We start from the raw sequence: 25,279 nt of genomic DNA, 5'->3' as shown, positions 1-25,279 counted from the left end.
TGATTGATTTTCCATTACCAATGTTATGATTACAAAATCGCAACAAACAGAGATAACCTCATGACAAATCGATCAACTTGGCCCGCAATTGCTAAGCTTTTGATTGCCTTCCTTGTCGGTTTCAGCGCCTTTCAACTTACCAGCCTTGTTACCCAACCAACGCTGCATGAACGAAATATCTCTGAATATTGCGTGCTAAATATAAAAGGCTGTAAACAAAAAAATGCCGTCATCACGCTTTCTAGCGACAAGATCCATCCGATGCGAGAAACTGAAATTCGAGTTTTATGGCCAGATCTTCCACCAAGCACCGAAAGCTTATTGCTTTCCCTTGAAGGTCACGAAATGATGATGGGGGTATATCAGCTAAAATTATCTCGAGTTACCAGTAAGCACTTCACCGGTGAGCTGCTTCTTCCATTTTGTACCTCAAATGCAATGACCTGGAAAGGCAGTATTAAGCCCGTTTCAAATGCAGAACAAATTGAGCCAATTTACGTCTCATTAAGGATGGAAAAGTGAAATTTCAATGGATTGTTTTAGCCTTAGCTCTTACAGCCGGCGTTATCACCCGTATCGTTGTCGACGCCGATTCCCCTGCGGCCACATCACCAACTTCACCCATCAATTTACTGGAAAGCGGGCAACAAACCGTTAATCTCTATGATGCAGAAGATTCCCGCCTTCGCGTTATTTACTTTGGCTATACTCACTGCCCTGATGTGTGTCCGACTTCTCTTGCTGTACTGTCTGCCGCACTCAAAACCATCAACAAAGAGCAGCTAGGCAGACTCTGGCCTATTTTTATTACCTTAGATCCAGAACGGGATACACCGGAAAAAAGCGCGCAATACGCCCAGTACTTTAATCAAAACATTATCGGTATGACAGGAACCGCAGAGCAAACTAAAGCATTAGCTGAACAATATGGTGTTCTTTATCAACGTACAGAATTAGAAAATTCAGCCCTAGAATATGCCGTTGACCACAGTTCCTACTTCTATTTCCTAAAACCAGATGGCACCTTGGTTGAAAAAGTCCAACACACCTTAAATCCGGCAATTCTGGTTGAGGCTATTGAGCGCCTGCTCACTGAATCTCCTACATAAAATCTAAATCCGCGTATTTAAGTCTGTGATTATCTTATTTCTCGATTTTGAGAGTTGTTTTTACAGATAGATAGGTGAATTAGGAAGAAATTTGAGCAACATATGCCATACTAATTCTGCCGACTGACACATTTTAACACTCGGTTTGTAGTGGCAAATAAAGGAGAAGAAAGAAAAATGAACCGTTCATTATCTATCCTTACCGGAATTATTCTGAGTGCGACACTAATGGGCTGTACTAGCTCAGAGCAAGCAGAGCAATTGCAACAACTGACTAACAAAGTTGATATGCTCTCAGATCAGGTAGGTGCTTTACAGAGTCAGCAAGATCAAATGGCAGGTGCAGTTAATGATGCTCGTGCTGCTTCTGACGCTGCCTACCAAGAAGCAATGCGTGCGAACCAGCGTATTGATAATATCGCTAGTTCATACAGTAAGTAAAACTGAAAAAAGTGGCGCAAGCTGCGCCACTTTTTTCATTTTAAACTAGGTCAATAAAGCTATACCCTTTCCCGCGAACAGTTTTGATATGCTGTTTAGACAAACCAGATTTCACCATCTTTCGGCGAATATTACTGACATGCATATCCAGGTTGCGATCAAACGGGCTCAGCTCTTTTTTTAGAACCTCTTTTTGCAGCTCAGCCTTAGAAACCACAACACCATTGTTCTTTAGCAAATACTCCAGTAATTCAAACTCAGTACCTGTAAGGGGTAAACGAGCAATTCGCTCAGTCAATGATGATTGACAATGATTAATACTCTGCCGCTGGCGCTCCAGGCCAACCCTTCGCAGTATTACCGTAATCCGGGCTAATAGCTCAGGTACACGGAATGGTTTTGCCAAATAATTATCAGCGCCGGCCTGTAACCCCTCAAGCATTGAGGGTTCATCACCTAACGCCGTTAACATTAATATCGGCGTCGCAAATCGCTGGCAAATACGACGCGCCACCTGCAAACCATCAATATTTAGCAACATGACATCAAGCAGAACAAGATCGATAGCATGATTCTGCATATATGCAAGGCCACTCTCACCACAATGCTCACAATGAACATCAAAACCCTCTTCAGTCAGCACCTCCTGAAGAAGTGTGCAAAGCTGAATATCATCATCAACAATCAGGATCTGGGACACGATTTATTCACACAATAATAAAAACCATTCGCATTATTAACAATATTAATTTCCCCTGCAATAACTGACATCAGGTTGCACAGCGAGATGTACCCATTTCCACGTCCAACTGTTTATAGTTTGAGCAAAAGTTACAAAAACACCTCACCGTAATAGAAACCATGCCAGGCTCTCCCGATAACCTTTATCTTATAAATATCACAAAGAAGCATGAAGACCCTTTTCTTCTTAAAATCAAGCACTGTAGACAAGAGGTCTGACAACATTTTTCAATCCATTTACTGGCAATTTTTCTATATTGAACTAAATCAATGTCACTGAGATTACATGAGTTTTTCATTGCTCCGACTATTGACTTTACCGAAACCAGCATGGCTATTAGCCTTCTAGCATTTCCCACAGAGTTATTCACAGCTTTTGTGGATAAAGGACTTATCCCCAAAAACAATTTCGCCCATTTTTCACACTATCAACGACAGTTAATTACCAAACGAATGGCGATGAAAGCAACTATATGAGCAACAATTGTCAGCGTTAGCGACTTTTGGCAAATAATTCCGCCAAAACAACAACGTCATTTTGTCATTTAAGAAAAATAGATGAAGGGTCTATCAGGATAGGTTCAGCGCAGAAAATCCATACCTTACACCGCTATGTTAATTATCGGCACAAGGTATGGATTGAGAGACAATTTAAGATATACACAAGAAGCTTTAGGTATTCGCTTTCTATGGATAAAGATACTAATTAGTTAAGTTTGAAACGTCCCATTGCGTTTTGAAGTGTCACAGAAAGCTGACTAAGCTCACGACATGCTTGCGCCGTTTGCTCTGAGCCTTGTGCCACTTCTTGTGAAGCAACATGAATATTCTCAATATTACAGCTCAGTTCATCAGCAACGGAATCCTGTTGGCTACACGCGCTGGCAATCTGCGAGCCCATGTCAGCAATGTCAGCGATGGATTTTTCGATCGACAACATGATTTCTTGTGAATGAGTGCCCTGATCCACACAAGCTTCGATGCTGGTGCGTGATTGCTCTGTTGCATCTTTCGCTTGCTTCGCCATTAGCTGAAGTTTTTCAATAATCGACGTAATTTCACCTGTCGAATCTTGCGTACGACCTGCCAGGGTACGTACTTCATCCGCAACAACAGCAAATCCGCGGCCAGATTCACCAGCACGAGCAGCTTCAATGGCTGCGTTCAGTGCCAGCAGGTTAGTCTGCTCAGCAATACCGCGAATAACGTCAACCACGACGTTGATTTGCTTCGACTGTTGTTCCAGTTCAGAAACAGTTTCACCTGCCTGCTCAATAACGCCGGCAACGTTTTGAATCGAGGCAACCATTACTTCGTTGTCTCGAGCACCTTCTTGCGCTTTTTCGTTAGCAACCACAGATTGAGAAGCGGTATCTTCAGTATTACGCGCCACATCGCCAACTGCAGCTTTCATTTCTGTCATTGCAGTTGCAACTTGAGTGATCTGTAGTTGCTGCTCTTTCATACCCTGGGCTGACAAGTCAGATATTTGACTCATTTCTTCAACCGCGCTACTTAGCTGAGTCACAGCAGAGATAATTTCATCTATCAACTGACGCAGGTTATTTTGCATTTTGATTGAAGAGTCAGCCAGCTCACCTAGCTCATCATTGCTAATGGCATCGCGATCCAGTTGCTTAGCCAGATTACCACCAGCAATGGCATTCGCTTGTTCAACAACGAGTCTTAGCGGGCCACAAATAATGCGAGTCAGTAGCAATGTCATAACCACCATCAGGGCGAGGATAGCCATATTACTGGTGATAGTCTTCGTATTCAGGCCAGTCACTGAGCTCAGAATCGTCTCGCGGTTTTGCGCCATCGCATCTTGCAGAATATCAATCAGTGAATTGATATCTGACTCGATACCTTCAAAACGAGAAAGTGACTGGGATAAAATTGGGTGGGCAGTCGCTTTATCCATCGTAAGCATAGCGTCGTTGAACTTGGCCATGGTCGCTACATAGCTGTTCCAGTTAGTCATTAGACGATTAAAAGTTTGCTCTTCTTCACCCGGCCAAACAGTTTTACCATAAGCTTCCAATCCAGATTGGATATCCTGACGAATGCGTTCGTTACGCTGAATAGTCTGCTTAACCTCAGCTAAATCGTTAACTGCTAATAAAGCGAACTGAGTACGACGCCAATAAGACATTTTATCTCTTATTCCATCAACATGTTGCACGGCTGGCAGCGTGTCGTCGGTGAAGTTAAGTAGTTCATCCTTAATTTTTCCTAATTCACTGACCAGAAACATGCCAAAGCCTAGGTTGATCACCGCGATAGACATAAAAGCAACGGCAATCTTCTTGCCGATAGAAAGATTTTTGAGAAACATGAATGAGTTACCTTTGATTCTTATAGTGCAAAGTCGTCAGAGCAATATACATCCATATATGTGCAATTTGAGCCAAGTCCTGATGGGCGAGCACATACTATCATGCCATTTATCAATAATGATGACACCCGTACTATTCAAGCGACAAATATTAAAAAAATTTAAGAAAAATTAACTACTCATTGTAAAAAACCTTTCTAAAGGTCGCTAGTGTCAGTCATGCTGCACAGCGATATTTCTGCGAGGTTAAATCCTTCATACAAAAACTCTCACGAGATCCTGCTCACTCCCACAAACATCCATATATGTCATGCTTCCTAAATGCTTATGCAACGACAAGGATGATCAAATGCAAAATGGCAATCTGCTTCTCCAAAACATCACCCTACAAGGTAGCGAAAAACCACAGCAAATCTTGATCGAAAACGGTACAATCAAAGAAATCCAGCCTGTAAGCGAATCTATTACATTCAACGGCAATCGCCTTGACGGTGAAGGCGGAATGGCAATCCCCCCTTTCTGTGAGCCTCACATTCACCTCGACACAACCCAAACAGCCGGTGAACCAAACTGGAATATTTCCGGTACTTTGTTCGAGGGAATTGAGCGTTGGACTGAACGTAAGGCCATGCTTTCTGTTAAGGATGTAAAAATCAGGGCAAAACAGACAATAAAATGGCAAATAGCCAATGGAATTCAACACATACGAACCCATGTTGACGTATCCGATCCCGATTTAGTGGCCCTGAAAGCCATGTTGGAGGTAAAACAAGAAGTTAAAGATTGGGTAGATCTTCAAATCGTTGCGTTTCCACAAGAAGGTGTTCTCTCCTATCCCAACGGTAAAGAGCTACTGGAAGAAGCTGTAAAACTTGGAGCCGATGTTATCGGCGCCATCCCGCATTTCGAATTCACCCGTGAATACGGCATTGAGTCACTCCACTTTGTATTTGAACTGGCAAGACAATACGATCGAATGATCGACGTACATTGCGATGAAATTGATGATGAACAATCCCGTTTCATCGAAACGCTTGCAGCACTCGCACATAAATTCAACATGGGCAACAAAGTCACTGCAAGCCATACGACGGCCATGCATTCATATAACAGCGCTTATACATCCAGACTGTTTCGCCTGTTAAAACTCTCAGGTATCAGTTTTGTTGCAAACCCGCTGGTTAATATCCATCTGCAAGGCCGTTTTGATGACTACCCAAAACGCCGTGGTATTACCCGAGTCAAAGAGATGCTTGCAGCCGACATTAATGTCTGTTTTGGTCACGATGATGTTTTTGATCCCTGGTACCCACTGGGCACAGCTAACATGATGCAAGTACTTCACATGGGTCTTCATATCTGCCAAATCATGGGATACGAACAAATAGACCATGCACTTAATTTGATCTGCCGAAATTCCGCCCGAGCAATGAATATAGATAAGCATTATGGTATCGAGGTAGGTAAACCTGGCAACCTTCTGATCCTTCCCGCCGATAATGGTTTTGACGCGATACGCCGCCAGATTCCCGTTCGCTATTCAGTACGCTATGGGCAAATCATTGCACAAACCCAACCACAGATAACTCAGCTTAATCTTGGCGATAGAAACGAAATAGTGACATTTAAACGTTAATTTTTACCACGAGTCGACTTTAAAGAAATGCCACCGCAATAGCGGTGGCATTAAAATAAATCGTTATAGGTATGATTACATTAATAAGGCTGTTTACGACGATAAAAACCGACTAAAGACAAAAACAACAGCCCTATCCATGACCACGAACCACCATCGCCCTCAATCATTGCACAATTGGTATGTGCTATCCCGTCGACACCAGGAGTGCATTTTTTTTCCTTACTATTAGTAATGATCTCTGGCGCTATCACCGATTTACGTGGTTTAGTTCCCTTATAAAGCTCAATCCAGCTATGGTATGTACCAACACGAGCATAAAAACCTGGTCGCGTTATAGAACCACACACTAATTTACCAGCAGATCCTCCGCTGACAATTCCTATCTGCACCCATTCACCATTGACTTTTTGCGCTAATAACGGTCCACCGCTATCACCTTTACATGGGCTAGGTCCGTAAACTAAATCACTTTCTTCGCTATTAATCACTGTCGGCGGCAAAGTACAAATTTTAGTTTTGATTGCAGGATTGCCGATAATTGTATTTAACTCACTACCAAGCTCTAAACGGTTATAACAGTCAAGTATAGGAACAAAAGACAAATGAGCAGCTAATAATTGATTTTCGAATATTGTCGAGGCAGTGTCTATCGCTCCCCACCCGGATATAATTGTATTCTCAGGCCTGGAATGCTCATTCCACTCTTTTCCTAGCCTTTTATCTATCTCATCAGCCTCATTGGGAGTTGCAAGTTTAATAGACGCAACATCAGTAAAAGGACTTTCAACCCGAATCAGCGCAACATCATTATCCAACGCTGTTGATTTCAACTCAACAGTAGTACTGCCACCAGGCACCGTTTGCTGCTGAATTATCACATCAGGAGAGTAATCCTTATGAACAATAACATGAGAAACCGAATAAAGATTTCCGACATTTGTTATTTTGTTATCCGATACACCAGCCATCACGTTTATTTGTGATGGCTGCTTAACATAATAACCTGATTCTCTCGGACGGACGACGCAGTGCGCTGCGGTTAACACCCAATGGTCATCTATAATTGAACCTCCACAAAAATGACTATTACCATTTTTTGTATCTCGTAACGAAACCATCCAGTTTTCAGTTGGTTGTGGTTCAAACGGCATTCCTCCAACCACAAACGGAGAAGCATCAAAAGCATAAGTGTTAGGTATTAACGACGATAATAAGGCAACGACCGACAGCGATTTCATTTTCATTAAGCACCACCAAAGGTATAGAAATGGCAATCAAACTATCACTCAGGTAACACTTAAGATAATGAAATAAAAAATAATGCGAACGACTTCATTTCTCTATTGCTGCAAATAAAATATCAAGAAACCACAACTTAGAAGTCTCTCGCAAAAACTGGTTCATTACTATTGAGTTAATTCTTAATTAAAATGTGACATACATTAATTACAGACTACTTAAATAAGAACAATTCACTTCCTGATACTTTATATCAACATACAAACCACCAACATCTGTCGCTAGCGTTGGATAAAATCCATTATCACTGGCCATTTTCACTTTATCTAAATCAATCGTATAAACAGCAAGACCAAGCATATTTATTTCTGATGGAAGACAACTATTAGTATTACCGTCTTCGAAACATAATGGATGTGTTATCTCTATTTTTCCACATCCTTCGCCTTCAACTTTAATACCCAAATTCTCTAAAGTAGCTTTTGAAGCAACCGGTAGATTATCAGGTGTACTACCCATCCCGTTTGTTATTGAATTAATATCATAATAACCAGGGTCAATAGCTCCCAACTTACTTTGAACATTCGCCCCGGTTACAGTAAATACTTTTGTATTCCCTTGTACTAAATCTGTAAGATCGTCCTCATTACACCCTACTAGCGCCAATACAGATAATAAATATACAACCTTGTTCATTATCATTCCCTTGTTTAGTTATATTTAATTAGCTCATTTAATATTAGCTTTTATTTAACATTATTCCAAACTTACCCCAACAAGCCATATAAACCACCATTAATGTCAAGAATCAACGCAATTACAAACTGTTGCACCTAAACTAAATTGCATGAGCAGTTAATTATTTTAGATAAGAAACACCGAGTTAAACTTTCTTTTTTTACACAATTACAGTTCTTGCCATTTAATACAAAATACCAGCCCAACAGTCAAAAATGGTCATTAACTATACTGAAAAACACATATGTGTGATGAATAACTGTGATCTCTAGCCGGAATTCTTCCCTTATCACTAAATGCTGGGCATAATATTGCCACAACAAATCTACGGACTATTCCTTATGACTATCGAAAATATCGTTAAAGAGCGCTCTGGCTCTAAATGTGAGCTTTGTTCATCTGAAGACAATCTGAGCGTATTTGAAGTACCAGCTTCTCCTGACACTACTGCAGGTAGCTGTGTAATGGTCTGTGGCACTTGCCGTAGTCAAATCGAAAATGCTGACACTATGGATCAGAACCACTGGCGTTGTCTGAACGACAGCATGTGGAGCCAAGTGCCTGCAGTTCAGGTAATGGCTTACCGTATGCTAAAACGTCTTTCTTCTGAAACCTGGGCTCAAGATCTGCTGGATATGATGTACCTGGAAGAAGACACCATTGAGTGGGCTGAAAAAGGTATCGCGGCTGAAGAACTTGATTCAGTACAAACTGTAGATGTAAACGGTACTCCACTACAGGCTGGTGACAACGTTACTATCATCAAAGATCTACCAGTAAAAGGTTCTAGCCTTGTAATTAAGCAAGGTACTGCGGTTCGTGGTATTCGCCTGACTAATAACCCTCTGCATGTCTCTGGTAAAGCAGCTGGTACAAATATGGTTATCATCGCAGCTTACTGTAAAAAAATGTAATTATATTTACAGCAAGAACGGTATGAAAAAGGCGCGTTTAAGCGCCTTTTTTCTTTCATACTTCAACAACAAGCTGCTCTGGCTGGCTAATTTTTTTTATCACATCATCAGGAAACGTTGGAATAAGGCGTCTAATCGTATATTCATCTAAATAACCGCGACTAATAAACTCATCCAGGTCCAGATCTTTTGCCATTAACGTCAAATCGATGGCTGTATTGGGACGAGGAGCAAACCCGCAAAGACTTTTCATTCCTAAGCGCTCATAAAACCGTTTATGTTTTTTACTTGAACCACAAACTATTGCCGTTCGGCCAAATCGCTCATCAATCATATAAATATTACTAAATAACGCCAGAGGTGCGACTGACTCCAACCCTCGCTTTTCCGGTATAACCGCTAAACGACCCATTTCAATAATAGTGTCATACTCTTTCTCAAGCTCGGCAAATTCAGATTCAAATCCTCCCTTGCAAGGAATATCGACCCACCCCAATGGTCGGTGCAATATACTCGCCCTTACCGTAGCAAAAGGCTTACCATTATCTTTAAGCAAAAAAGATATGTTATTCGGTTTTTCATCATACTTGTCGGTAAATAACCCTCTCGTACAAACTGGGTTATATCCAACGGTTGTATAAGCTTGATAACGAATATTATAAGCAGTGATTTTTTCTTCTTCGGTACGACAAACGTGGTTCGTCAGGCTGTCATATTGCATAAGAATTCCAAATTTTCAGTGTATAGCCAAGTAACCTAAAGATGCTTGTTCAGCGAGATTTTATTGTCCTTTATTCCTGTTACTTTGCATTATCCAAATTAATCTACTGCTGTCAGATACTTACCAGCATTTATGCAAAGAAGCTCACATATCACTGCTTTTTTAACTGTATCTTTTATATTTTGCGGCACAATAACATGACTAAGCCATTGTTAAATAAAACATAAACGACATGGCATATGTGTGAAACAACTATCAGTAGGGATATCAAACATGGATTCTGCTTTACTCACAGTACTTTCCAACATTTACTCTCACCAACAAATAGCCCATGACGAGGCAACCCTTCGCGAATACGGCTTAGCGCTCAACGGAAGCATCACTCCCCCTACTGCCATCGTATGGCCAGAAACAGAAGAACAGCTAATTGCAACAGTGATAGGTGCCAACGAACACGGGTTTGAAGTTCACCCGGTTGCCCAGGGACGTAACTGGGGCTACGGTACAGCACAAGGCACTCAGCCCCACCAAGTAATTATCAACCTGAACCGCCTGTCTCAGGTTCTGGAGATTAACGAAGATCATGCCTATGTTCGTGTTCAACCAGGTATAACCCAATTCCAGCTATATCAAGCCTTAGTCGATAGCAACTCATCCCTACAACTTGATATTACAGCCGCTGGCTCACATACCAGTATTGTAGGTAACATACTTGAGCGCGGTTTTGGCCATACTGACTACAGTGATCGCTTTGGTAGTGTTCTTTCAATGCGTGTACTCCTACCAACAGGTGAAGTTATTACTACCGGGATGGGTATGTTCAAGACAAGTAAGGCTGAACACCTATACCCTTACGGGATTGGGCCAGTGCTTAATGGCCTTTTTTCACAATCAAATCTTGGCGTTGTGCTTGAGATGACCATTGCTCTGCAACCAAAACCAGAATATCAAACGACGGTAATGGTAATGTGCAAAAATGAATCCGATGCCCCTGATATGGTTGCGACTATCGCTGATTTGAAACTAAAAGGCGTGATTACCAGTGGCGTACATACCGTAAGCATGACGCGTGCCGTTGGTGAGTTAGCTGCAAAAGCTGCCGGTGCATGGGTACTGACCACATCCCTGGCTGGGCCTAAAGCAATTGTAAAAGCTCGCTATAAGTACTTTAAGCAAGCAATTAAGCGCAACATTCCTCATGCCCGTGTCTTCATGATGGATGATTTCCGCTGGCAGTTCCTTTGTAAATTAAATCAATACCTTAAATCCCCAGCCCTGTCTGGGCTCCAACTGGTTATAGACCTTAAAAAAGGTATTCCTTCTGATGACGCAATAAAAACACTGCTTGATCACCGAGAAGCCACATCTGAAATGAAAACCTCAGAATTTCCCGCTTGCTTCCGTTGGATTTGTGCCGTCAGCAGTTTCTCGAAAACGGAGATTAAAGAGATGCTGTCTATATGCCATCAAGTTTTTCAAAAATATGGTTATGAAGAAAGATATAGCATGACTAATGTTAACGAGCGTGCCGTCGTGATGATAGCAAATATCCGGTTTGGTAAAAGCGAAGAAGAAATAGCGAAAGCCAGAGATTTCCATAAGGAACTGGACAACGCCCTGCTATCAGCGGGTTTCTGCCCATACCGCAGCGGTTCAGGTATGTTTGATGCGATCAAACCTTATATTGATAACACGAATCTCGAGCTTCTCAATACTCTAAAGAGTGCCCTGGATCCAAATCATATTTTGTCTCCGGGTAAATACTGGCTAGACGGCTACTCAGAATCTAACGGCTCGAAGCTAAAAATTGGTAAATCGAGCACAAACAAGGTTACTTCAGCTGAGCCAACTTTGAGTAATACCATTTAACCAAACCGATACTTTGCAAACAATTTATAATAACAGACAAGCCTCTATCTAATTAAAATGATAGAGGCTCGATTTACCCAGCCCCGTAACCAACGCATGACAAGACTAATTGCTATTACCTCCCGGCCTTTTTTCCATATTAGGAATGTTACTAAGTAGCTTCTAAGTTCAATTAACCCAAAACATGTAGGGCTGGATCTACCATGTTTAAAAATTCACCAAAAATCATATTTATACGCAACTTCACTAGTAAAAATGTCAAATTTAACAATGTTCTATTAGATGATTAATGTATATAATAGGCTAATTAATGACTCATTAGCCTGTTACAGTAATGTAAACCCACGCTAATAGCGCTTTACCGTTGTAAGGCTGGCTAAATTCAGTGGTTGCATCGGTGTTAGGGCATAGATGTTTTTGAGTGCTTAGTATTCTAATACATCTTATTTTATAGGTTCGACATGAAAAAAATTACTCTTTTACTCCTATCTGCTTTTATTCTTTCGGGGTGCGTGACTAGAAAAGTACCAGTAAAACCGGAAGCCCGTACCGTTACTGCAATTTCAGAAATCGGCGTACAACAATTAAACTGCCAAATCGTTGGTACACATACTATCGATGATGCGCACCCTAATAACGTTGAACGTGAATTGAAAAACGAAGCTTACATGGCAGGCGGTAACCGCTACCGTATCGTGGCAGTATTAGATACCCACCGCTCTCGCCCAAGCAGTGTTGTAGCTGAGTTATATAACTGCCCATCACCATACAAAGCAAAACCTGCAGGCAATGTTGAACTTCTGCCTGGAGCATATAGCGTAAAACCAATTACGTTCACCGAAATTGAAAATAACGAATGTAAAATCCTGAACACCCACGTTGTTGAAAAAACATCTCCGGATAACCTTGAGATTGAACTTTCTAATGAAACATACATGATGGGTGGCAACCGTTTCCATATCACGAAAATTATTGATTCAAACGGTAATAAGCCAACATCTGTTGTTGCAGATATCTACCGCTGCAAACACACAACAGTTGCCTACTAATCGTACTTGGGCTGCTAGTTTCACTAGCAGCCCAACGCCTCTTTCCTACTGCGAAAAATCACTCAATCACACCTCATCTTGTTCAATTAATACCAAACTGAACAACAATTTGCGCCTTTCCTATTTGCCCTCTCATAAAAAACATGGTTAGAATAGCCAACCAATTGATAACAGCATAAGCTGCTGTTTAATATCAATTGGGATAATTGCAAAGTTCAGAAAAGAATTTATATGTTAGTCGGGGAGCCTTTGGCTGAGACCACTCTGGTGGGACCCGTTGAACCTGATCCATTTAATAATGGCGTAGGGAACTAGCAATCGTATCAATACAGGCGCTTTCCAGGCAGCCCTGTCTGCGATACCTGCTACCCTGCGCACTACTACAAAAAGGTAGTCGCTATGGCAGTTCCATCCAACACACCTATTACGTTAACAATTGCAGGCTCCGACAGCGGTGGCGGTGCTGGTATACAGGCCGATATCAAGGCCATTTCAGCAACCGGCGGATATGCTTGCTCAGTGATCACTGCCCTGACAGCGCAAAATACCCAAGGTGTATCTGGTATCTATCCTGTTGAACCGAGCTTTATCGAACAACAGCTTGATGCCGTTTTCAGCGATCTTGATATCAAGGCTGTCAAAATCGGCATGCTCAGCGATGCCGATATCATCCGTTCTGTTGCCAAAAAACTTCACCAATACCAACCTGACTTTCTGGTTGTTGATCCTGTAATGGTCGCCACCAGCGGTGATCTTTTATTACACCAAGAGGCCATTTCAACCCTCAAATCTGAACTGTTACCTCTTGCTGATGTGATCACCCCTAATCTACCTGAAGCCGCAGCACTGCTTGGTGCAGATCTGCCACTAAATGAGCAGGAAATGAGCAACATGATCGCAGCTTTACGAAAAGTCGGAGCCCGCTCAATACTTCTTAAAGGTGGTCATCTTGAACAAGAAGAAAACAGTACAGATTTTTTGATCCTTGCTGATGACGTGCTCCGTATGAGTACACCTCGCATCAATACCCGCAACACCCATGGCACCGGCTGTACCCTGTCAGCCGCGACAGCCTCATTCCTGGCTCAAGGCTTTGAGCTCATCGACGCTGTTCAGCATGCAAAAACCTATATCACCCAAGCAATTCAACATGCAAATAACCTTGAGGTCGGGTCGGGTCACGGCCCTGTCCATCATTTTTTTGCCGGACACTTCAAGCCAGAGCAGCAACAATGAATCAACATATATCAGCCCATTCCGGACTCGCCACTGATGTACACCTCAAAAACTTGTCTCTGACTTACAATGATTCCGAACAAGCGCTGTTTTCAAATCTTAACCTGAGGTTACCTTCTGGTCAGTGGACATGTCTGCTGGGCAAAAGTGGTTGCGGAAAAACGACGTTGCTACGACACGTTGCTGGCTTGCTCGACGCTCAGATCAACTGGAGCGGCGAGCTTATTACCTCAGATAACCAACCATTATCGAACCGTATTGCCTATATGGCACAGCAAGATCTCCTGCTGCCATGGCTCACTGTGTTAGATAACGTATGTTTAAGTCAACGGTTGGGCATTCGTCCAAACCAAGCTTCAGCGACGAAATCAGAAACGGATAAAGCCATTGAACTACTAGAAGCTATTGATCTTAAACAATACGCATCAGCAATGCCGCAACAACTCTCAGGGGGAATGCGCCAACGGGTTGCCCTTGCCAGAACACTGATGCAGAACAAATCGCTGGTGCTGATGGATGAACCCTTCTCTGCTTTAGATGCCGTTACCCGCTATAAACTGCAGAATCTTTCAGCTCAGCTGTTAAAAGGTTGTACCGTACTGCTGATCACTCATGATCCCCAGGAAGCATTACGTCTAGGACATAGTATCTATGTTATGTCCGGTAAGCCCGCGCAGCTAACCAGTCTGGAGGTCCCGCTCACACCCCCACCAAGGACATTTAATGCCGAAACGGCAGTTCATCAGCAAGCTATCATCGAGTTACTGGAGCAGGATTATGGCTGATTTTCGACTATCGAAACGCATGTTGCGCATTTTAATTAGCGGCAGTGGCATGTTGGCTCTATGGCAAGTCGCCATCGTGCTATTTGAACTTCCATCATTCATCTTACCCGGGCCTGTTGCGGTATTCAGCAAACTTGTTGAACGCTACGACATCTTATGGATCCACGCGATGGTGACTGGATCTGAAATCATAATGGGATTACTACTCGGGCTTTTCATGGGACTGTTTTTCGCCTTGCAGATGCTGCTATTTGCTCCGTTGCGACGCTGGCTGCTTCCTATTCTGATAACCAGTCAGGCGATTCCTGTCTTTGCGATCGCTCCAATCCTGATGCTCTGGCTCGGTTACGGTGTAGCATCAAAAGTGGTCATGGCGGCCTTAATCATCTTTTTCCCGGTTACAACCTGCTGCTACGACGGCCTGCGCCAAACACCAAGCGGCTATCTGGATCTGGCTAAAACCATGGGAGCTACACGTTGGCAGCTACTTTGGCAAATCAGATTACCAGCGGCATTACCAACCTTGGCATCCGGGATCCGTGTCGCTGCCGTTGTTGCACCTATTGGTACTGTTATTGGCGAGTGGGTGGGTTCCAGCGAAGGACTTGGTTATTTAATGCTTCAGGCAAATGCCCGTATGTTCGTGGATGAAATGTTTGCCGCCCTTTTCATCCTGGCATTCTTCTCAATCAGCCTTTATTTCACTGCCGATCGGCTCTTGAAAAAAGCAATTCCGTGGCAAGACAAATGACACTAGCTGAAATAACACAGTGAATATGAATTTCAGACTCGTATAACAATAAGCTATTAATAAGTAAAACTATATAAAGGAATACTTAATGAAAAAACTGTTACTGCACAGCATCGCAACCTTTTTACTCTCGGTGGCTTCATTTAATGCGACAGCAGAAAAATTGAGCCTGATGCTGGACTGGTTTGTAAACCCTAACCACGGCCCGATTATCCTGGCACAAGAAAAAGGCTGGTTTAACGAACAAGGACTGGAAATCGAGCTCCAAGAGCCTGCCGACCCTAGCATCCCGGACAAACTGGTTGCTGCCGGCAAAATTGACATGGCCGTTTCCTATCAAAGTACTCTCATTTCAAGTGCTGCAGCAGGTTTACCTCTGGTGCGTTCAGCCACTCTGATATCGGGGCCATTAAACTCTCTCATCGTTCTGGACAAATCCGGGATCAAATCATTGGCAGATCTTAGCGGCAAAAACATTGGTGTCGCTATCGGTGGCAATGAAGAGGCCACCATCGGCACTATGTTACGTTCTGCCGGTATCAGCATGGACAAAGTAAAAATCATTAATGTGGGTTGGGCACTTTCTTCGTCGCTTGCTTCAGGCAAAGTCGATGCTATCTGGGGCGGCTTGCGTAACTTCGAACTCAATCAGCTGGAACTTGAAGGTTATAAGGCAACCGCATTCTTTCCTGAAGAACACGGTGTGCCGCCATACGATGAACTGATTATTGTTACCAACCCATATAAATACAATCCAGAAACTATCAAGAAATTCAATACGGCTATCAAAAAAGCAACAGTTTACCTGATTAACCACCCTAAAAAAGCGTGGCAGGAATTCATTGCTTATTCGCCAGAAACCCTGAATAACGATCTTAACCACCGAGCATGGGAAGACACCCTGACTCGTTTTGCTCTGCGTCCAGGAGCGGCTGAACTAAAACGTTATGACGAATATGCCGAGTTCATGAAACAGCACAACATCATCAACACCTTACCCAAAGCGAAAGATTACGTCCTGACGTACTAGCACCCAGATATTACTTGAATTCGAAGGAAAGACTGTGAATCACCAAGATTTAATCAACGCCTGTCAGCAAGACTGGGGAAACTACACCCAGCATACTTTTGTCACCCTTCTTGCTAAAGCGGAGCTAAACGCAAAAGCGTATCTTCATTACCTAAAACAAGACTTTCTTTTCTTAAAGCATTATGCGCGCGCCTACGCACTGGCAATTTTCAAGTCCAACACCTTGGAAGAGATGCGAGAACCACTGCCAGGACTAAATGCCCTGCTCAATTCAGAGATGAGCCACCATATCGAGTACTGTTCTAAGTGGGGGTTGACTGAATCAGACATGGAAACAGAACCAGAAGACTTCGGTACTGTCTGTTATACCCGCTATGTGCTGGATACTGGTATGGCAGGCGATCGAATCGATCTTTTTGCTGCTTTGGCACCTTGTGCTATCGGCTATGCCGAGATAGGAAACCAACTGGCAAACTGGGATGAAACAAAAAGAGAAGGCAACCCGTATAAAAGCTGGATTGATCTTTACAGTGGCGAAGAATTTCAGTCCGGTGTTCAGGATACCATTGAACGCCTTAACCACATGCTTAATGAAATTCCATTACACAGCCAGCGTGGACAGCGCTTATGCGAGATATTCAAAACGGCAACAAGAATGGAAGTCGCTTTCTGGCAACAGGGGCTAAACGCTTCCACTAATTAACTCGTATCACGCCCTCACTTGAGGGTGTGTTTTCCACCTTGATATAAATGAGTCACAACCACTAAATCATATTCTTTCCCTCTCTCCTTGACTGATAGTCCCATTACTGCATAAGTTTTTAATACCAAAATGAATAATCAAGCAGTTCAATTAAAGAGGGCCATCATGAAAATCTATGAACTCGGACCGGCTCCAAGTGCTCGTCGTGTCAGCATTTTCCTGGCAGAAAAAGGCATCGAAGTGGAACGTATCCCTGTCGATATCTTAGGAGGAGAAAATCTTAGTGACGAATTCAAAACTAAAAGCCTCAACGGCCAAGTACCGGTATTAGAGCTGGATGATGGTACAACCATCTGTGAATCTGTTGCAATTTGCCGCTATTTTGATGAAGCCTATCCATCAGATCACGCCCTCTTTGGCGATACAGCACTGGAGAAAGCACATATCGAAATGTGGCAACGATTAATTGAATTGAGAGGGCTATTAGTTGCCATGCAGGCATTTCGTAATATCACCGGCATCTACCAGGATCGGGAAAAATGTATTGCTGAATGGGGAGATGAATCTCGACAGAGGCTTATCGACTTCCTGCCAACCATTGATAACCAACTCGCCACCTCACCATTTATTGCCGGCGATAAATTTAGCATTGCCGATATCACTGCCATTGTTCTGTGCGATTTTATGAAAAACCTTGAAATTGGAGTGGATGATACCCTCCCCAACCTCAAAGAATGGTACCAGCAAATTTGTGAACGCCCATCAATAAAAGGTTAACCGGAGATAGCCATGATCGAGCTTTACACCGCAGCAACCCCCAACGGTCATAAAATCTCTATCGCCTTGGAAGAAATGGGACTGGAGTACCAAGTTCATGCACTGGATTTAATGGCTAGCGAGCAAAAACAACCCGAGTTTCTTACCATCAACCCCAACGGGCGAATACCAGCCATCATTGATACAGATCACGACAACTTTGCTGTCTTTGAATCAGGTGCAATTTTGATCTATCTGGCAGAAAAGACTGGCCAATTCATGCCTGTAGATCCAGACAAGCGCTCAAGAGTCATTCAATGGCTGATGTTCCAAATGGGAGGTGTCGGCCCCATCATGGGTCAGGCCAATGTATTCTATCGCTATTTCCCCGAAAAAATCCCGGCAGCTATAGATCGCTACCAACACGAAGGGCGACGGCTTTTTGAAGTCATGGACACCCAGTTAGCTAAAAATGCCTACTTGGCCTGCGATGAATATACTATTGCCGATATAGCAACCTGGCCGTGGGTACGTATCTATGAATGGAGCGGAATTGATATCAACGGGTTGCCCTACCTTCAGCGCTGGCTGAAAGAAATAGCCGAACGCCCTGCATGCCAGAAAGGTATTCTTATTCCGCCACCATCAGAACTCAGTGATGAAGAAAAAGCGGAAGAAATACGTAAGATGGTCACACGCTAAACGTATAGCAAGCTGACCTATGATCTTCTCCAATCAATTTGAATTAATTATCTACCATAATGTCACTTAAGAAAAAGCCCCGGACATCATCTGCCCGAGGCTTTTCATATTCTTATCGACTAAAGGCTAAACCGTTATCAAATGCTCATCAAAACCCAGCTTGACCAGCGATTCAAACGCCGTCCAGACATCATCAGGGATCTCTTGCGCAATCGCAAAGCCTTGCTCAGGGTAATATTTGATGCGCTGAAGATCACCCAGCATCACATTAATAACATCACTGTAAGTCAATTGCTCATTCGGATATTCATCAAAACTCAACGGAGGTGATGCGACAAGCACTTGTTTACCAGGCCACTGCTTCATAAAAGTGGCATACGCCCTTCTTTCCATAAAAGGCTTTTGAACCAGAATCAGACGCTCCGGCTCCAACCCTTTGGCTTCCAGCAAGCTCCGGGTAAACTGTACATTCTCGCCGGTATTGCCCGATTGCGTTTCAACAAAGATTCGCTCTTGGGGAACCCCCATATCGGCAGCAATACTGGCAAACCATTCTGCTTCTGAGCCGGGATAAAGCCCCTTCGTTAACTCACCGACTCCGCCGGAGAAAACAATATACGGCGCATAGCCTTCAAGATACAAACGAGCAGCGTGCTCAGCAACACGGACATCATTACTACACAGCACAAAAATACAATCGCTCTTCTCCAGCGAATCACTGAGCAAATGGTAGTCCCAGATACGTTTTGCTTGTAGGTGTATCTTTGAAACCATATAAATATCCCTTCTCTTACCTATCCCGAATCAGTAAATGCTAACAATCGAAAAACGGAGCCTTACAAAGAATTGTTCTATGCTGTCTAACGCTAGCGCTGCCACCATTCAGGGGCAATATTACAGCTAGCATCACCAGCACTTAACCAGCCCTGCTCACCTTCGATAGTTAACTGAAGCTGCATAGTACGTTCAACCATCGCTTCAAGCTCAGCCAAAGTCGCATCGTTAATATACACTACAGAAACATTGTCATATTGCATAACTTTGCCTTTGTTCTGTTGCCACCAAACTGGCGCAGCATTATCCCCATAAGCAAAAATAACAACTTTCTTTGAGCGGTGGGAAGCTTTTCGGATACGCTTTTCTTCCGGCAAACCAAGTTCAATCCACAACTCGATTTCATCATTCAGGTTTTTAGTCCAAAGATCCGGCTCGTCGGTATCACAAAGTCCCTTAGTAAAAAGCAACTCTTCATCCGCATTTAAACCCCAGGCAACAAGGCGGAGCATAAGCCGCTGAATCGTCTCCGATGGATGACAGGCTAAAGTGTGAGTTTTATCAAGATAGACGTGTCGGTCCAGATCAGCGACGTTGAACTGGGCCTTATAAATGGTGGCTTTCTGTGCCATAACAAATTACCTAGGTTGAAAATGCCTGAAGTGTAGTAAGAATAAGACCAGAGTTCAATTTCTATTGGCTTTTCAAGGCAATAACCTGCTTATTAATAGTGGCCATATCTCTTGCCAGCTGCTGACATTCCATCTTGAGTTCAGGCATCGGCAGTTGGCTGAACTTCTTTTGATAATGTTGCCTGGCATTGGCCAGTGAGGTCTTCCACCCAATCATTTCAACAGCGGATAGCTCTTCATTAAGCAGACGCTTTCCTTCCTGAATGTAATCATGGGCAAGTTTGCCATAATTCTCGAAAGCACAAACACCACACTCTACCCAACACAGCCAAAACCTCAGACATATAGATAACTGAATAATACGTGATCCGTTATCTAATACCTGCCGATTTATGTGATCAAGCACATAGCTTAAAAACAACGTTTTATTCCATCAGGGCATTTACTTGCAGGTTTTTATCAACAATCGACTCTTTTTTAGCTTTGGATAAACGCTTTATTCGATATTCCAACTGCATGGCTTTTTTCTTATCGCCCACCAGCTCCGACCAGGCCAGCACCAAAGGTCCTTTACCTTTCAGAAACTTGGCTCCTTTCTTACTATTTTGATGTTCTCTGAACCTACGTTCAACATCCGTTGTCACACCACAATAGAGGTGATCAGAAGCTGTTCTAATCAAGTAAACCCACCACTCTGCAGCTTTGAGTTGGGCTTTATCCTTTTTCTCCACAACCTCAAAAAGCGCGGGCATCTCGGTAATATCGCTTATCATTGCTATGTTTTTCATGATAAAGAAAGAGCTCAGCAGCCACTAAGCCCTTTATACTCTTTTTTCTAATTAGGAGGTCAGAGATTCAATTAACTCTTTTAGTTCTGCTATTTCCTGCTTCATCTCTGCAACCTCAGCTTCAAGCTGCGCCACTCGCTCTATCGTCGGTGACACTCCCACAGCCTCAGGAGCAGCTTGGGTGGCCAAAGTTTCTATATCAACCTCACCGCAGAACAGATGCATGTATCGCGAATCCCGTTTTCCTGCCTCACGAGGCAGTTTGACGATATACGGGCCTTTTTCACTTTCCGCCATCTCAGACAACACTGTTTCTACTTCTTTCACATCGGTGAAATCACAAAGACGATTTGTTCGAGTACGGATTTCACCGGGCGTTTGAGCCCCGCGCAATAACATTACACAAAGAATTGCCTTTTCTTGCTGGGTAAACTGCAATGTACTGAACTCGGTATTACAAAACCGATGCTGGAACTTCGCAACACGGCTACCAAACCCCGTCACTTCCTGAACAATCCGCTTAGCCTTCAAAGCTTCGATCGTATCGAGTACCGTCGCTTCATCCAGCGACATTACCGGATCCCGGTTACTTTTCTGATTACAGGCCGTTGTTAATGCATTTAATGTCAATGGGTATTGATCCGGAGTAGTGACCTCTTTTTCTAACAAGCAGCCAACCACACGCGCTTCATTTTGTGAAAAGCAAATTTCCATGATCTTCCCTCACCCTTCTTATTTTTCTTACCAATACTGATTCCATTATTATGCAGCAGGTTATTATTCCGTTTGGTATTACCTATAGCCCTGTATGCAAAACAATGGGATCAGCACTGACCTGTAGGGAGATTAGCATGACTTGCCTGAACGACAAGCGCCACAGTCTCTGTTCGCCTAAAAATCAATCAACTGGTAATTATTCTTGAGAGATTACGCCAGCTGATTGAAATAAAACGACTTCGTGAAACTGGCGAGATTAAAGACATGATAGTTAAAGGGTTAGGTGAATTCAGCAGCAACGAAACGATTACGTCCCTGCTCTTTCGCTTTATATAAAACCTTATCAACGATTTGGTACATATTCTCTATCGTCTCCAAACCTGTCGGCACCCATGAAACCATCCCCTGACTAATCGTCAGAACATCGGACGTCGTTGATCTGGCATGTGGAATAGCAAGTTGCTGAATACAATCCTTTAATCTACTGCACTCACGCACTGCTCGGGTTTTATCACAATTGCTAATCAGTACGACAAACTCTTCACCGCCATAACGGGCAGCTAATTCTCCAGCTCTGCTGAAAGTCCCTTTCAGCTCTCGGGCAACGGCTTGTAAACAGCGATCCCCCTCGAGGTGACCATAGTAATCGTTATAGAATTTAAAGTGGTCAACGTCGATCATAATCACTGTCAGAGAAAGGTTATGACGTCCGTGCCAGGCAATAAATTCAACGAGCTTCTGATCAAGATAACGTCGGTTAGCAAGCTTTGTCAGGCCATCTTCATTAACTTGCTGCGATAGCAGCTCATTCGCCTGCTCTAGTTGTACCGTTGTCTCCTTGAGCTGGTGACGCATATGCGCAATTCTTTGCATCGCTTTTAGCTTAGATGCCAGTACAATCTTATTTACAGGTTTAACCAGGTAGTCATCCCCGCCCATATCGATCGCTTTGGCAATCATTTCAGGCTCATCATGGCCACTCAAGAAAATAATCGGCACCCAGTCATGGTGATTCAAACGGATTTGCTCGGCAACTTCAGTTCCACTCATATCCGGCATACTGACATCGAGCAATATCAGATCCGGATCAAATAACGGATATTTATCTATCGCTTCATGGCCGGAGGCAACCGCCTCGACAACATGCCCCAAACGCTGTAACCGCATTGCAAGCTGCATACGTTCCAAATGAACATCATCGACTAATAAGATCCGCATTGCTTCCATGTAAAGCATCCCGTTGTTCTAGAATCAATTGTCCTGTCTTTAATTTATAGCACAGACATATAAACACCAAAGTTTATATGAGCTTAACTTCACCACATCTGCACTAACGTGACTATGTTAACAAGTTTCTAAACAATGTTGGTATTTTCATTCAAATCATCGGATAAATTATCCTGATGAAAGCTCCGCTATCATTACTATGTTGACTTTTATTGACAGGACTATAGGATTCCCCTCCTTAACTATTCATGCTGTAGGAAATAGCGATGTCTGAAATCGAAAAAAAAGAAGAGCAAACAGTAGAAGAAGTGAAAATCACTCTTGACGACTGTTCTCCTGAACTACGCCAAGTTGTTGAATTTGAAGAAGTGCCAGAAGAGCTTCTGGATATGCTGGTAAACGTATACAAAGCATCAGAAGACACTTCTCGTCAGGCATGGGACCAACTGCCAGCAAGTGCGCAAAACGTACTTGATAACTTCGAGCAGTTTCACTCTCTAATCGCTCTAAGCCAAAGCTACTCAGGCGTTGACTTCCTGGGCGAAATGCAGGAATCAGAAAAACCTGCAGATATGTCTGATGACGAATTCGCAGAGTACAAAGCTGTAATGCTGGATAAAGTACTTTTCAACTGCGTTAAAGACATGTGCAAACAGCTTAAAAAAGCTCGTCGCAACCCGCCAATGAAACGCGAGTTCCAAGAAATCTTCAAGAAATAATCTTGTTGTTTACCCAAGGGAGGAACATACCTCCCTTCTCTTTCCGTACAAACATCCCGAACTGACTCATTAGAATAAAACCTACGAATCAAACTACTTATACCAATCACAATTTTTCATGGTAAACTTGTTTTTCGACGTAAAACATTAATGAACATTGCCCATATTTTGTTAAATGCCCCCGCACTTAACACTCTTGAAACCGCTAGTGTTAAAGGGCAATTTCAAGTACGCCCTCACTAAAGTGATTGGGGCTACTTTTATATTTAAAGTTACGCTTTTTCTCCGAAAAGCAGAGGTATAAATGTCAAGCAACGAACAGATTAAATTTCGAACTGAAGTTTACTTCATTCCGAGCCTGGGCATAATCCAATCTGCTGATTCAACACAAAAGCTTAACCTTTCTGAACAGAACATCCTCACTTTTCTGATTAACAATCATCGGCCAGTCACCAAAGGTGAACTGTTAAAGGCCGGATGGCCTGATCGGATTGTCTCAGAAGCTTCATTGTTTCAGGTAATCCGTGCACTAAGGGTTAAACTACAGGAAAGACGAAAAGGCGATGTAATTGAGACATTGCCTCGTGTCGGCTATCAAATCACCCAATTTGAACGCCTGCTATACCCAATGAAAAAAATCGCTACTGACCGACAGAAGCGTATAAGAAAACAGGTAGTTACTTACTCTCTACTTGCTGCATCAGTTCTTGTTACCAGCGCCTCTATTTATTGGAAAGGCAATCATTTCCAAACACCCGCACAAATTAACTTCCTAACAGAGACAGAAGCTTGGGATAATAACAAACTGATGTTTATTGCCAGCAATCAAACAGACCTAAACGATATAAAACAAAAGCTTAGCGATATCTATCGTGAGCATACTGCACGTTTCAAGCAGCCTACAATCCAAAATATTAAAGCCTATGCCTATAAAGGGCATGATATCTACTCTGTTGCATGGTGCCAGGTAGATAAAGAGAAAGCGTGCCTGCCGAACACCGATTTCGCATATACAATAGAAGAGAACGACTGGGAAAAATTCTCACAATTTTTAGTCACCAGTACACAGACCTTTCGTGAATCGCCTATCATCCAGACAGACATGGCGCGGGAACCAACGTCGCAAGTATATATGAACTACATGGATGATTCAGGTATCCAATCTAAGATTGTTCACTACTATATATCGAACAATTCACCGGGTAATTTCAGCTACTCTTATATGTCTTTTATTACTGAAAAAGAAACTGATTTTCACCATGCTTTATCTGTAAGGGCTGCAACAATTTCCGTTGTTGAAAACCACTCTCCTTTTCTGGCTACCGCCGAACTGAAGCCTGATATGTTCCATTGGGCATACCAGCCCAACGATATTATTATCGAGGACAAATCAACCGCGCTGATGACAGAATCCCGAATGCGTGAAGATTTCAAAAAAAAGCGTATCGTCTACAGCTACTTACTGTACCAACAACCATTTCTTAATCTGGTTTTCTACGCTGACACCGGCATTTACTGGGTTAATAACAGTACCAGCTACAACAAGTTGTTTAACGGTTAAAGTTTGCAATCAAAACCTGAACAGTAACCGGTTAATTGAACATCGTATCAATAATAACTTGTTATCATTGATAGCCAGCCTATAAAATGTAGCTATACCG

The 25,279-nt window shown here is 42.9% G+C and carries 27 protein-coding genes and 1 riboswitch; of the genes, 16 read left to right on the top strand and 11 right to left on the bottom strand.

Translation table 11 applies throughout. The features are described from left to right. Window positions 1-60 precede the first annotated feature (60 nt). The 3 genes from Q0852_RS00865 (at window position 61) to Q0852_RS00855 (ending at window position 1,550) form a co-directional block, all read left to right on the top strand. Complete coding sequence (locus tag Q0852_RS00865) at window positions 61-522, top strand: hypothetical protein (RefSeq protein ID WP_299013007.1); 462 nt, start codon at window positions 61-63, stop codon at window positions 520-522. Continuing rightward, the gene (locus Q0852_RS00860) at window positions 519-1,109 is read left to right on the top strand and encodes an SCO family protein (protein WP_299013006.1); all 591 of its coding nucleotides are present in this window, start codon (window positions 519-521) and stop codon (window positions 1,107-1,109) included. The genes Q0852_RS00865 and Q0852_RS00860 overlap by 4 nt, the downstream gene beginning before the upstream one ends. A gap of 177 nt (window positions 1,110-1,286) precedes the next feature. Continuing rightward, window positions 1,287-1,550 carry an Lpp/OprI family alanine-zipper lipoprotein gene (locus Q0852_RS00855; RefSeq protein WP_299013005.1) on the top strand — a complete coding sequence of 88 codons (264 nt, stop codon included), beginning with the start codon at window positions 1,287-1,289 and terminating at the stop codon, window positions 1,548-1,550. Between the two features lie 40 nt (window positions 1,551-1,590). Here the strand turns inward: Q0852_RS00855 and Q0852_RS00850 are convergent, their stop codons facing one another. Both Q0852_RS00850 and Q0852_RS00845 read right to left on the bottom strand, forming a co-directional pair. Then, a complete protein-coding gene (locus tag Q0852_RS00850) occupies window positions 1,591-2,250 on the bottom strand; it encodes a response regulator transcription factor (RefSeq protein ID WP_299013004.1) in 660 nt (219 codons plus the stop codon). Window positions 2,251-2,997: 747 nt separating this feature from the next. Continuing rightward, the gene (locus Q0852_RS00845) at window positions 2,998-4,629 is read right to left on the bottom strand and encodes a methyl-accepting chemotaxis protein (RefSeq protein WP_299013003.1); all 1,632 of its coding nucleotides are present in this window, start codon (window positions 4,627-4,629) and stop codon (window positions 2,998-3,000) included. A gap of 349 nt (window positions 4,630-4,978) precedes the next feature. On the opposite strand from Q0852_RS00845, the gene Q0852_RS00840 reads away from it, so the two are divergent. Next, window positions 4,979-6,265 carry a cytosine deaminase gene (locus Q0852_RS00840; RefSeq protein ID WP_299013001.1) on the top strand — a complete coding sequence of 429 codons (1,287 nt, stop codon included), beginning with the start codon at window positions 4,979-4,981 and terminating at the stop codon, window positions 6,263-6,265. A gap of 80 nt (window positions 6,266-6,345) precedes the next feature. On the opposite strand, the gene Q0852_RS00835 is transcribed toward Q0852_RS00840, so the two are convergent. Both Q0852_RS00835 and Q0852_RS00830 read right to left on the bottom strand, forming a co-directional pair. After that, entirely contained in the window at window positions 6,346-7,512 is a 1,167-nt protein-coding gene (locus Q0852_RS00835) for a trypsin-like serine protease (protein WP_299012999.1), read from the bottom strand. 202 nt (window positions 7,513-7,714) lie between these two features. After that, complete coding sequence (locus Q0852_RS00830; RefSeq protein ID WP_299012998.1) at window positions 7,715-8,203, bottom strand: hypothetical protein; 489 nt, start codon at window positions 8,201-8,203, stop codon at window positions 7,715-7,717. A gap of 383 nt (window positions 8,204-8,586) precedes the next feature. Between Q0852_RS00830 and Q0852_RS00825 the strand changes: the two genes are divergently transcribed. Next, window positions 8,587-9,159, top strand: coding sequence for a PhnA domain-containing protein (locus Q0852_RS00825; RefSeq protein ID WP_299012997.1), 573 nt, complete (start codon window positions 8,587-8,589; stop codon window positions 9,157-9,159). A 55-nt stretch (window positions 9,160-9,214) separates the two neighbouring features. On the opposite strand, the gene Q0852_RS00820 is transcribed toward Q0852_RS00825, so the two are convergent. Further along, the gene (locus tag Q0852_RS00820; protein ID WP_299012996.1) at window positions 9,215-9,880 is read right to left on the bottom strand and encodes a hypothetical protein; all 666 of its coding nucleotides are present in this window, start codon (window positions 9,878-9,880) and stop codon (window positions 9,215-9,217) included. Window positions 9,881-10,153: 273 nt separating this feature from the next. Between Q0852_RS00820 and Q0852_RS00815 the strand changes: the two genes are divergently transcribed. From Q0852_RS00815 to Q0852_RS00775, 9 genes are all read left to right on the top strand, one after another. Continuing rightward, window positions 10,154-11,749 (top strand): FAD-binding oxidoreductase, encoded by a 1,596-nt coding sequence (locus Q0852_RS00815; protein WP_299012994.1) that lies wholly within the window; start codon window positions 10,154-10,156, stop codon window positions 11,747-11,749. A gap of 461 nt (window positions 11,750-12,210) precedes the next feature. Continuing rightward, window positions 12,211-12,798: a lipoprotein gene (locus tag Q0852_RS00810; protein WP_299012992.1), complete on the top strand. Its 588-nt coding sequence runs from the start codon at window positions 12,211-12,213 to the stop codon at window positions 12,796-12,798. Window positions 12,799-13,027: 229 nt separating this feature from the next. Next, window positions 13,028-13,125, top strand: a riboswitch (TPP riboswitch). A 72-nt stretch (window positions 13,126-13,197) separates the two neighbouring features. Further along, window positions 13,198-14,034, top strand: a complete 837-nt coding sequence (gene thiD, locus Q0852_RS00805; RefSeq protein WP_299012990.1) for a bifunctional hydroxymethylpyrimidine kinase/phosphomethylpyrimidine kinase — start codon at window positions 13,198-13,200, stop codon at window positions 14,032-14,034. Next, window positions 14,031-14,819, top strand: a complete 789-nt coding sequence (locus Q0852_RS00800) for an ABC transporter ATP-binding protein (protein ID WP_299012989.1) — start codon at window positions 14,031-14,033, stop codon at window positions 14,817-14,819. The genes thiD and Q0852_RS00800 overlap by 4 nt, the downstream gene beginning before the upstream one ends. Further along, window positions 14,812-15,570, top strand: a complete 759-nt coding sequence (locus Q0852_RS00795; RefSeq protein ID WP_299012987.1) for an ABC transporter permease — start codon at window positions 14,812-14,814, stop codon at window positions 15,568-15,570. Before Q0852_RS00800 ends, Q0852_RS00795 begins: the two co-directional genes overlap by 8 nt. 88 nt (window positions 15,571-15,658) lie before the next feature. Continuing rightward, window positions 15,659-16,600: an ABC transporter substrate-binding protein gene (locus tag Q0852_RS00790; RefSeq protein WP_299012986.1), complete on the top strand. Its 942-nt coding sequence runs from the start codon at window positions 15,659-15,661 to the stop codon at window positions 16,598-16,600. A 34-nt stretch (window positions 16,601-16,634) separates the two neighbouring features. Then, the gene (tenA, locus tag Q0852_RS00785; protein WP_299012984.1) at window positions 16,635-17,303 is read left to right on the top strand and encodes a thiaminase II; all 669 of its coding nucleotides are present in this window, start codon (window positions 16,635-16,637) and stop codon (window positions 17,301-17,303) included. Between the two features lie 165 nt (window positions 17,304-17,468). After that, window positions 17,469-18,080, top strand: a complete 612-nt coding sequence (locus Q0852_RS00780) for a glutathione S-transferase family protein (protein WP_299012982.1) — start codon at window positions 17,469-17,471, stop codon at window positions 18,078-18,080. 12 nt (window positions 18,081-18,092) lie between these two features. Beyond that, complete coding sequence (locus tag Q0852_RS00775; protein ID WP_299012981.1) at window positions 18,093-18,761, top strand: glutathione binding-like protein; 669 nt, start codon at window positions 18,093-18,095, stop codon at window positions 18,759-18,761. Window positions 18,762-18,887: 126 nt separating this feature from the next. Here the strand turns inward: Q0852_RS00775 and Q0852_RS00770 are convergent, their stop codons facing one another. From Q0852_RS00770 to Q0852_RS00745, 6 genes are all read right to left on the bottom strand, one after another. Further along, complete coding sequence (locus Q0852_RS00770) at window positions 18,888-19,535, bottom strand: YdcF family protein (RefSeq protein WP_299012979.1); 648 nt, start codon at window positions 19,533-19,535, stop codon at window positions 18,888-18,890. A 92-nt stretch (window positions 19,536-19,627) separates the two neighbouring features. Continuing rightward, window positions 19,628-20,167, bottom strand: a complete 540-nt coding sequence (locus tag Q0852_RS00765) for a YaeQ family protein (RefSeq protein WP_299012978.1) — start codon at window positions 20,165-20,167, stop codon at window positions 19,628-19,630. Between the two features lie 61 nt (window positions 20,168-20,228). Next, complete coding sequence (locus Q0852_RS00760) at window positions 20,229-20,588, bottom strand: hypothetical protein (RefSeq protein ID WP_299012976.1); 360 nt, start codon at window positions 20,586-20,588, stop codon at window positions 20,229-20,231. A 4-nt stretch (window positions 20,589-20,592) separates the two neighbouring features. Continuing rightward, window positions 20,593-20,919, bottom strand: a complete 327-nt coding sequence (locus Q0852_RS00755; protein ID WP_299013432.1) for a GIY-YIG nuclease family protein — start codon at window positions 20,917-20,919, stop codon at window positions 20,593-20,595. Between the two features lie 87 nt (window positions 20,920-21,006). Further along, window positions 21,007-21,669 (bottom strand): DUF480 domain-containing protein, encoded by a 663-nt coding sequence (locus Q0852_RS00750; RefSeq protein WP_299012975.1) that lies wholly within the window; start codon window positions 21,667-21,669, stop codon window positions 21,007-21,009. Between the two features lie 282 nt (window positions 21,670-21,951). Further along, entirely contained in the window at window positions 21,952-22,890 is a 939-nt protein-coding gene (locus Q0852_RS00745) for a diguanylate cyclase (RefSeq protein ID WP_299013431.1), read from the bottom strand. A gap of 275 nt (window positions 22,891-23,165) precedes the next feature. Between Q0852_RS00745 and Q0852_RS00740 the strand changes: the two genes are divergently transcribed. Together Q0852_RS00740 and Q0852_RS00735 are read left to right on the top strand one after the other, a co-directional pair. Beyond that, window positions 23,166-23,618 carry a DUF3069 domain-containing protein gene (locus tag Q0852_RS00740; protein ID WP_299012974.1) on the top strand — a complete coding sequence of 151 codons (453 nt, stop codon included), beginning with the start codon at window positions 23,166-23,168 and terminating at the stop codon, window positions 23,616-23,618. A 304-nt stretch (window positions 23,619-23,922) separates the two neighbouring features. Beyond that, window positions 23,923-25,179 (top strand): winged helix-turn-helix domain-containing protein, encoded by a 1,257-nt coding sequence (locus tag Q0852_RS00735; RefSeq protein ID WP_299012973.1) that lies wholly within the window; start codon window positions 23,923-23,925, stop codon window positions 25,177-25,179. Window positions 25,180-25,279: the final 100 nt, after the last annotated feature.

Source organism: uncultured Photobacterium sp. (assembly GCF_947502415.1).
Taxonomy (GTDB): Bacteria; Pseudomonadota; Gammaproteobacteria; order Enterobacterales; family Vibrionaceae; genus Photobacterium.
The sequence above is the reverse complement of the archived record's forward strand: the minus strand, read 5'-3'. Positions and strand labels throughout refer to the sequence as shown.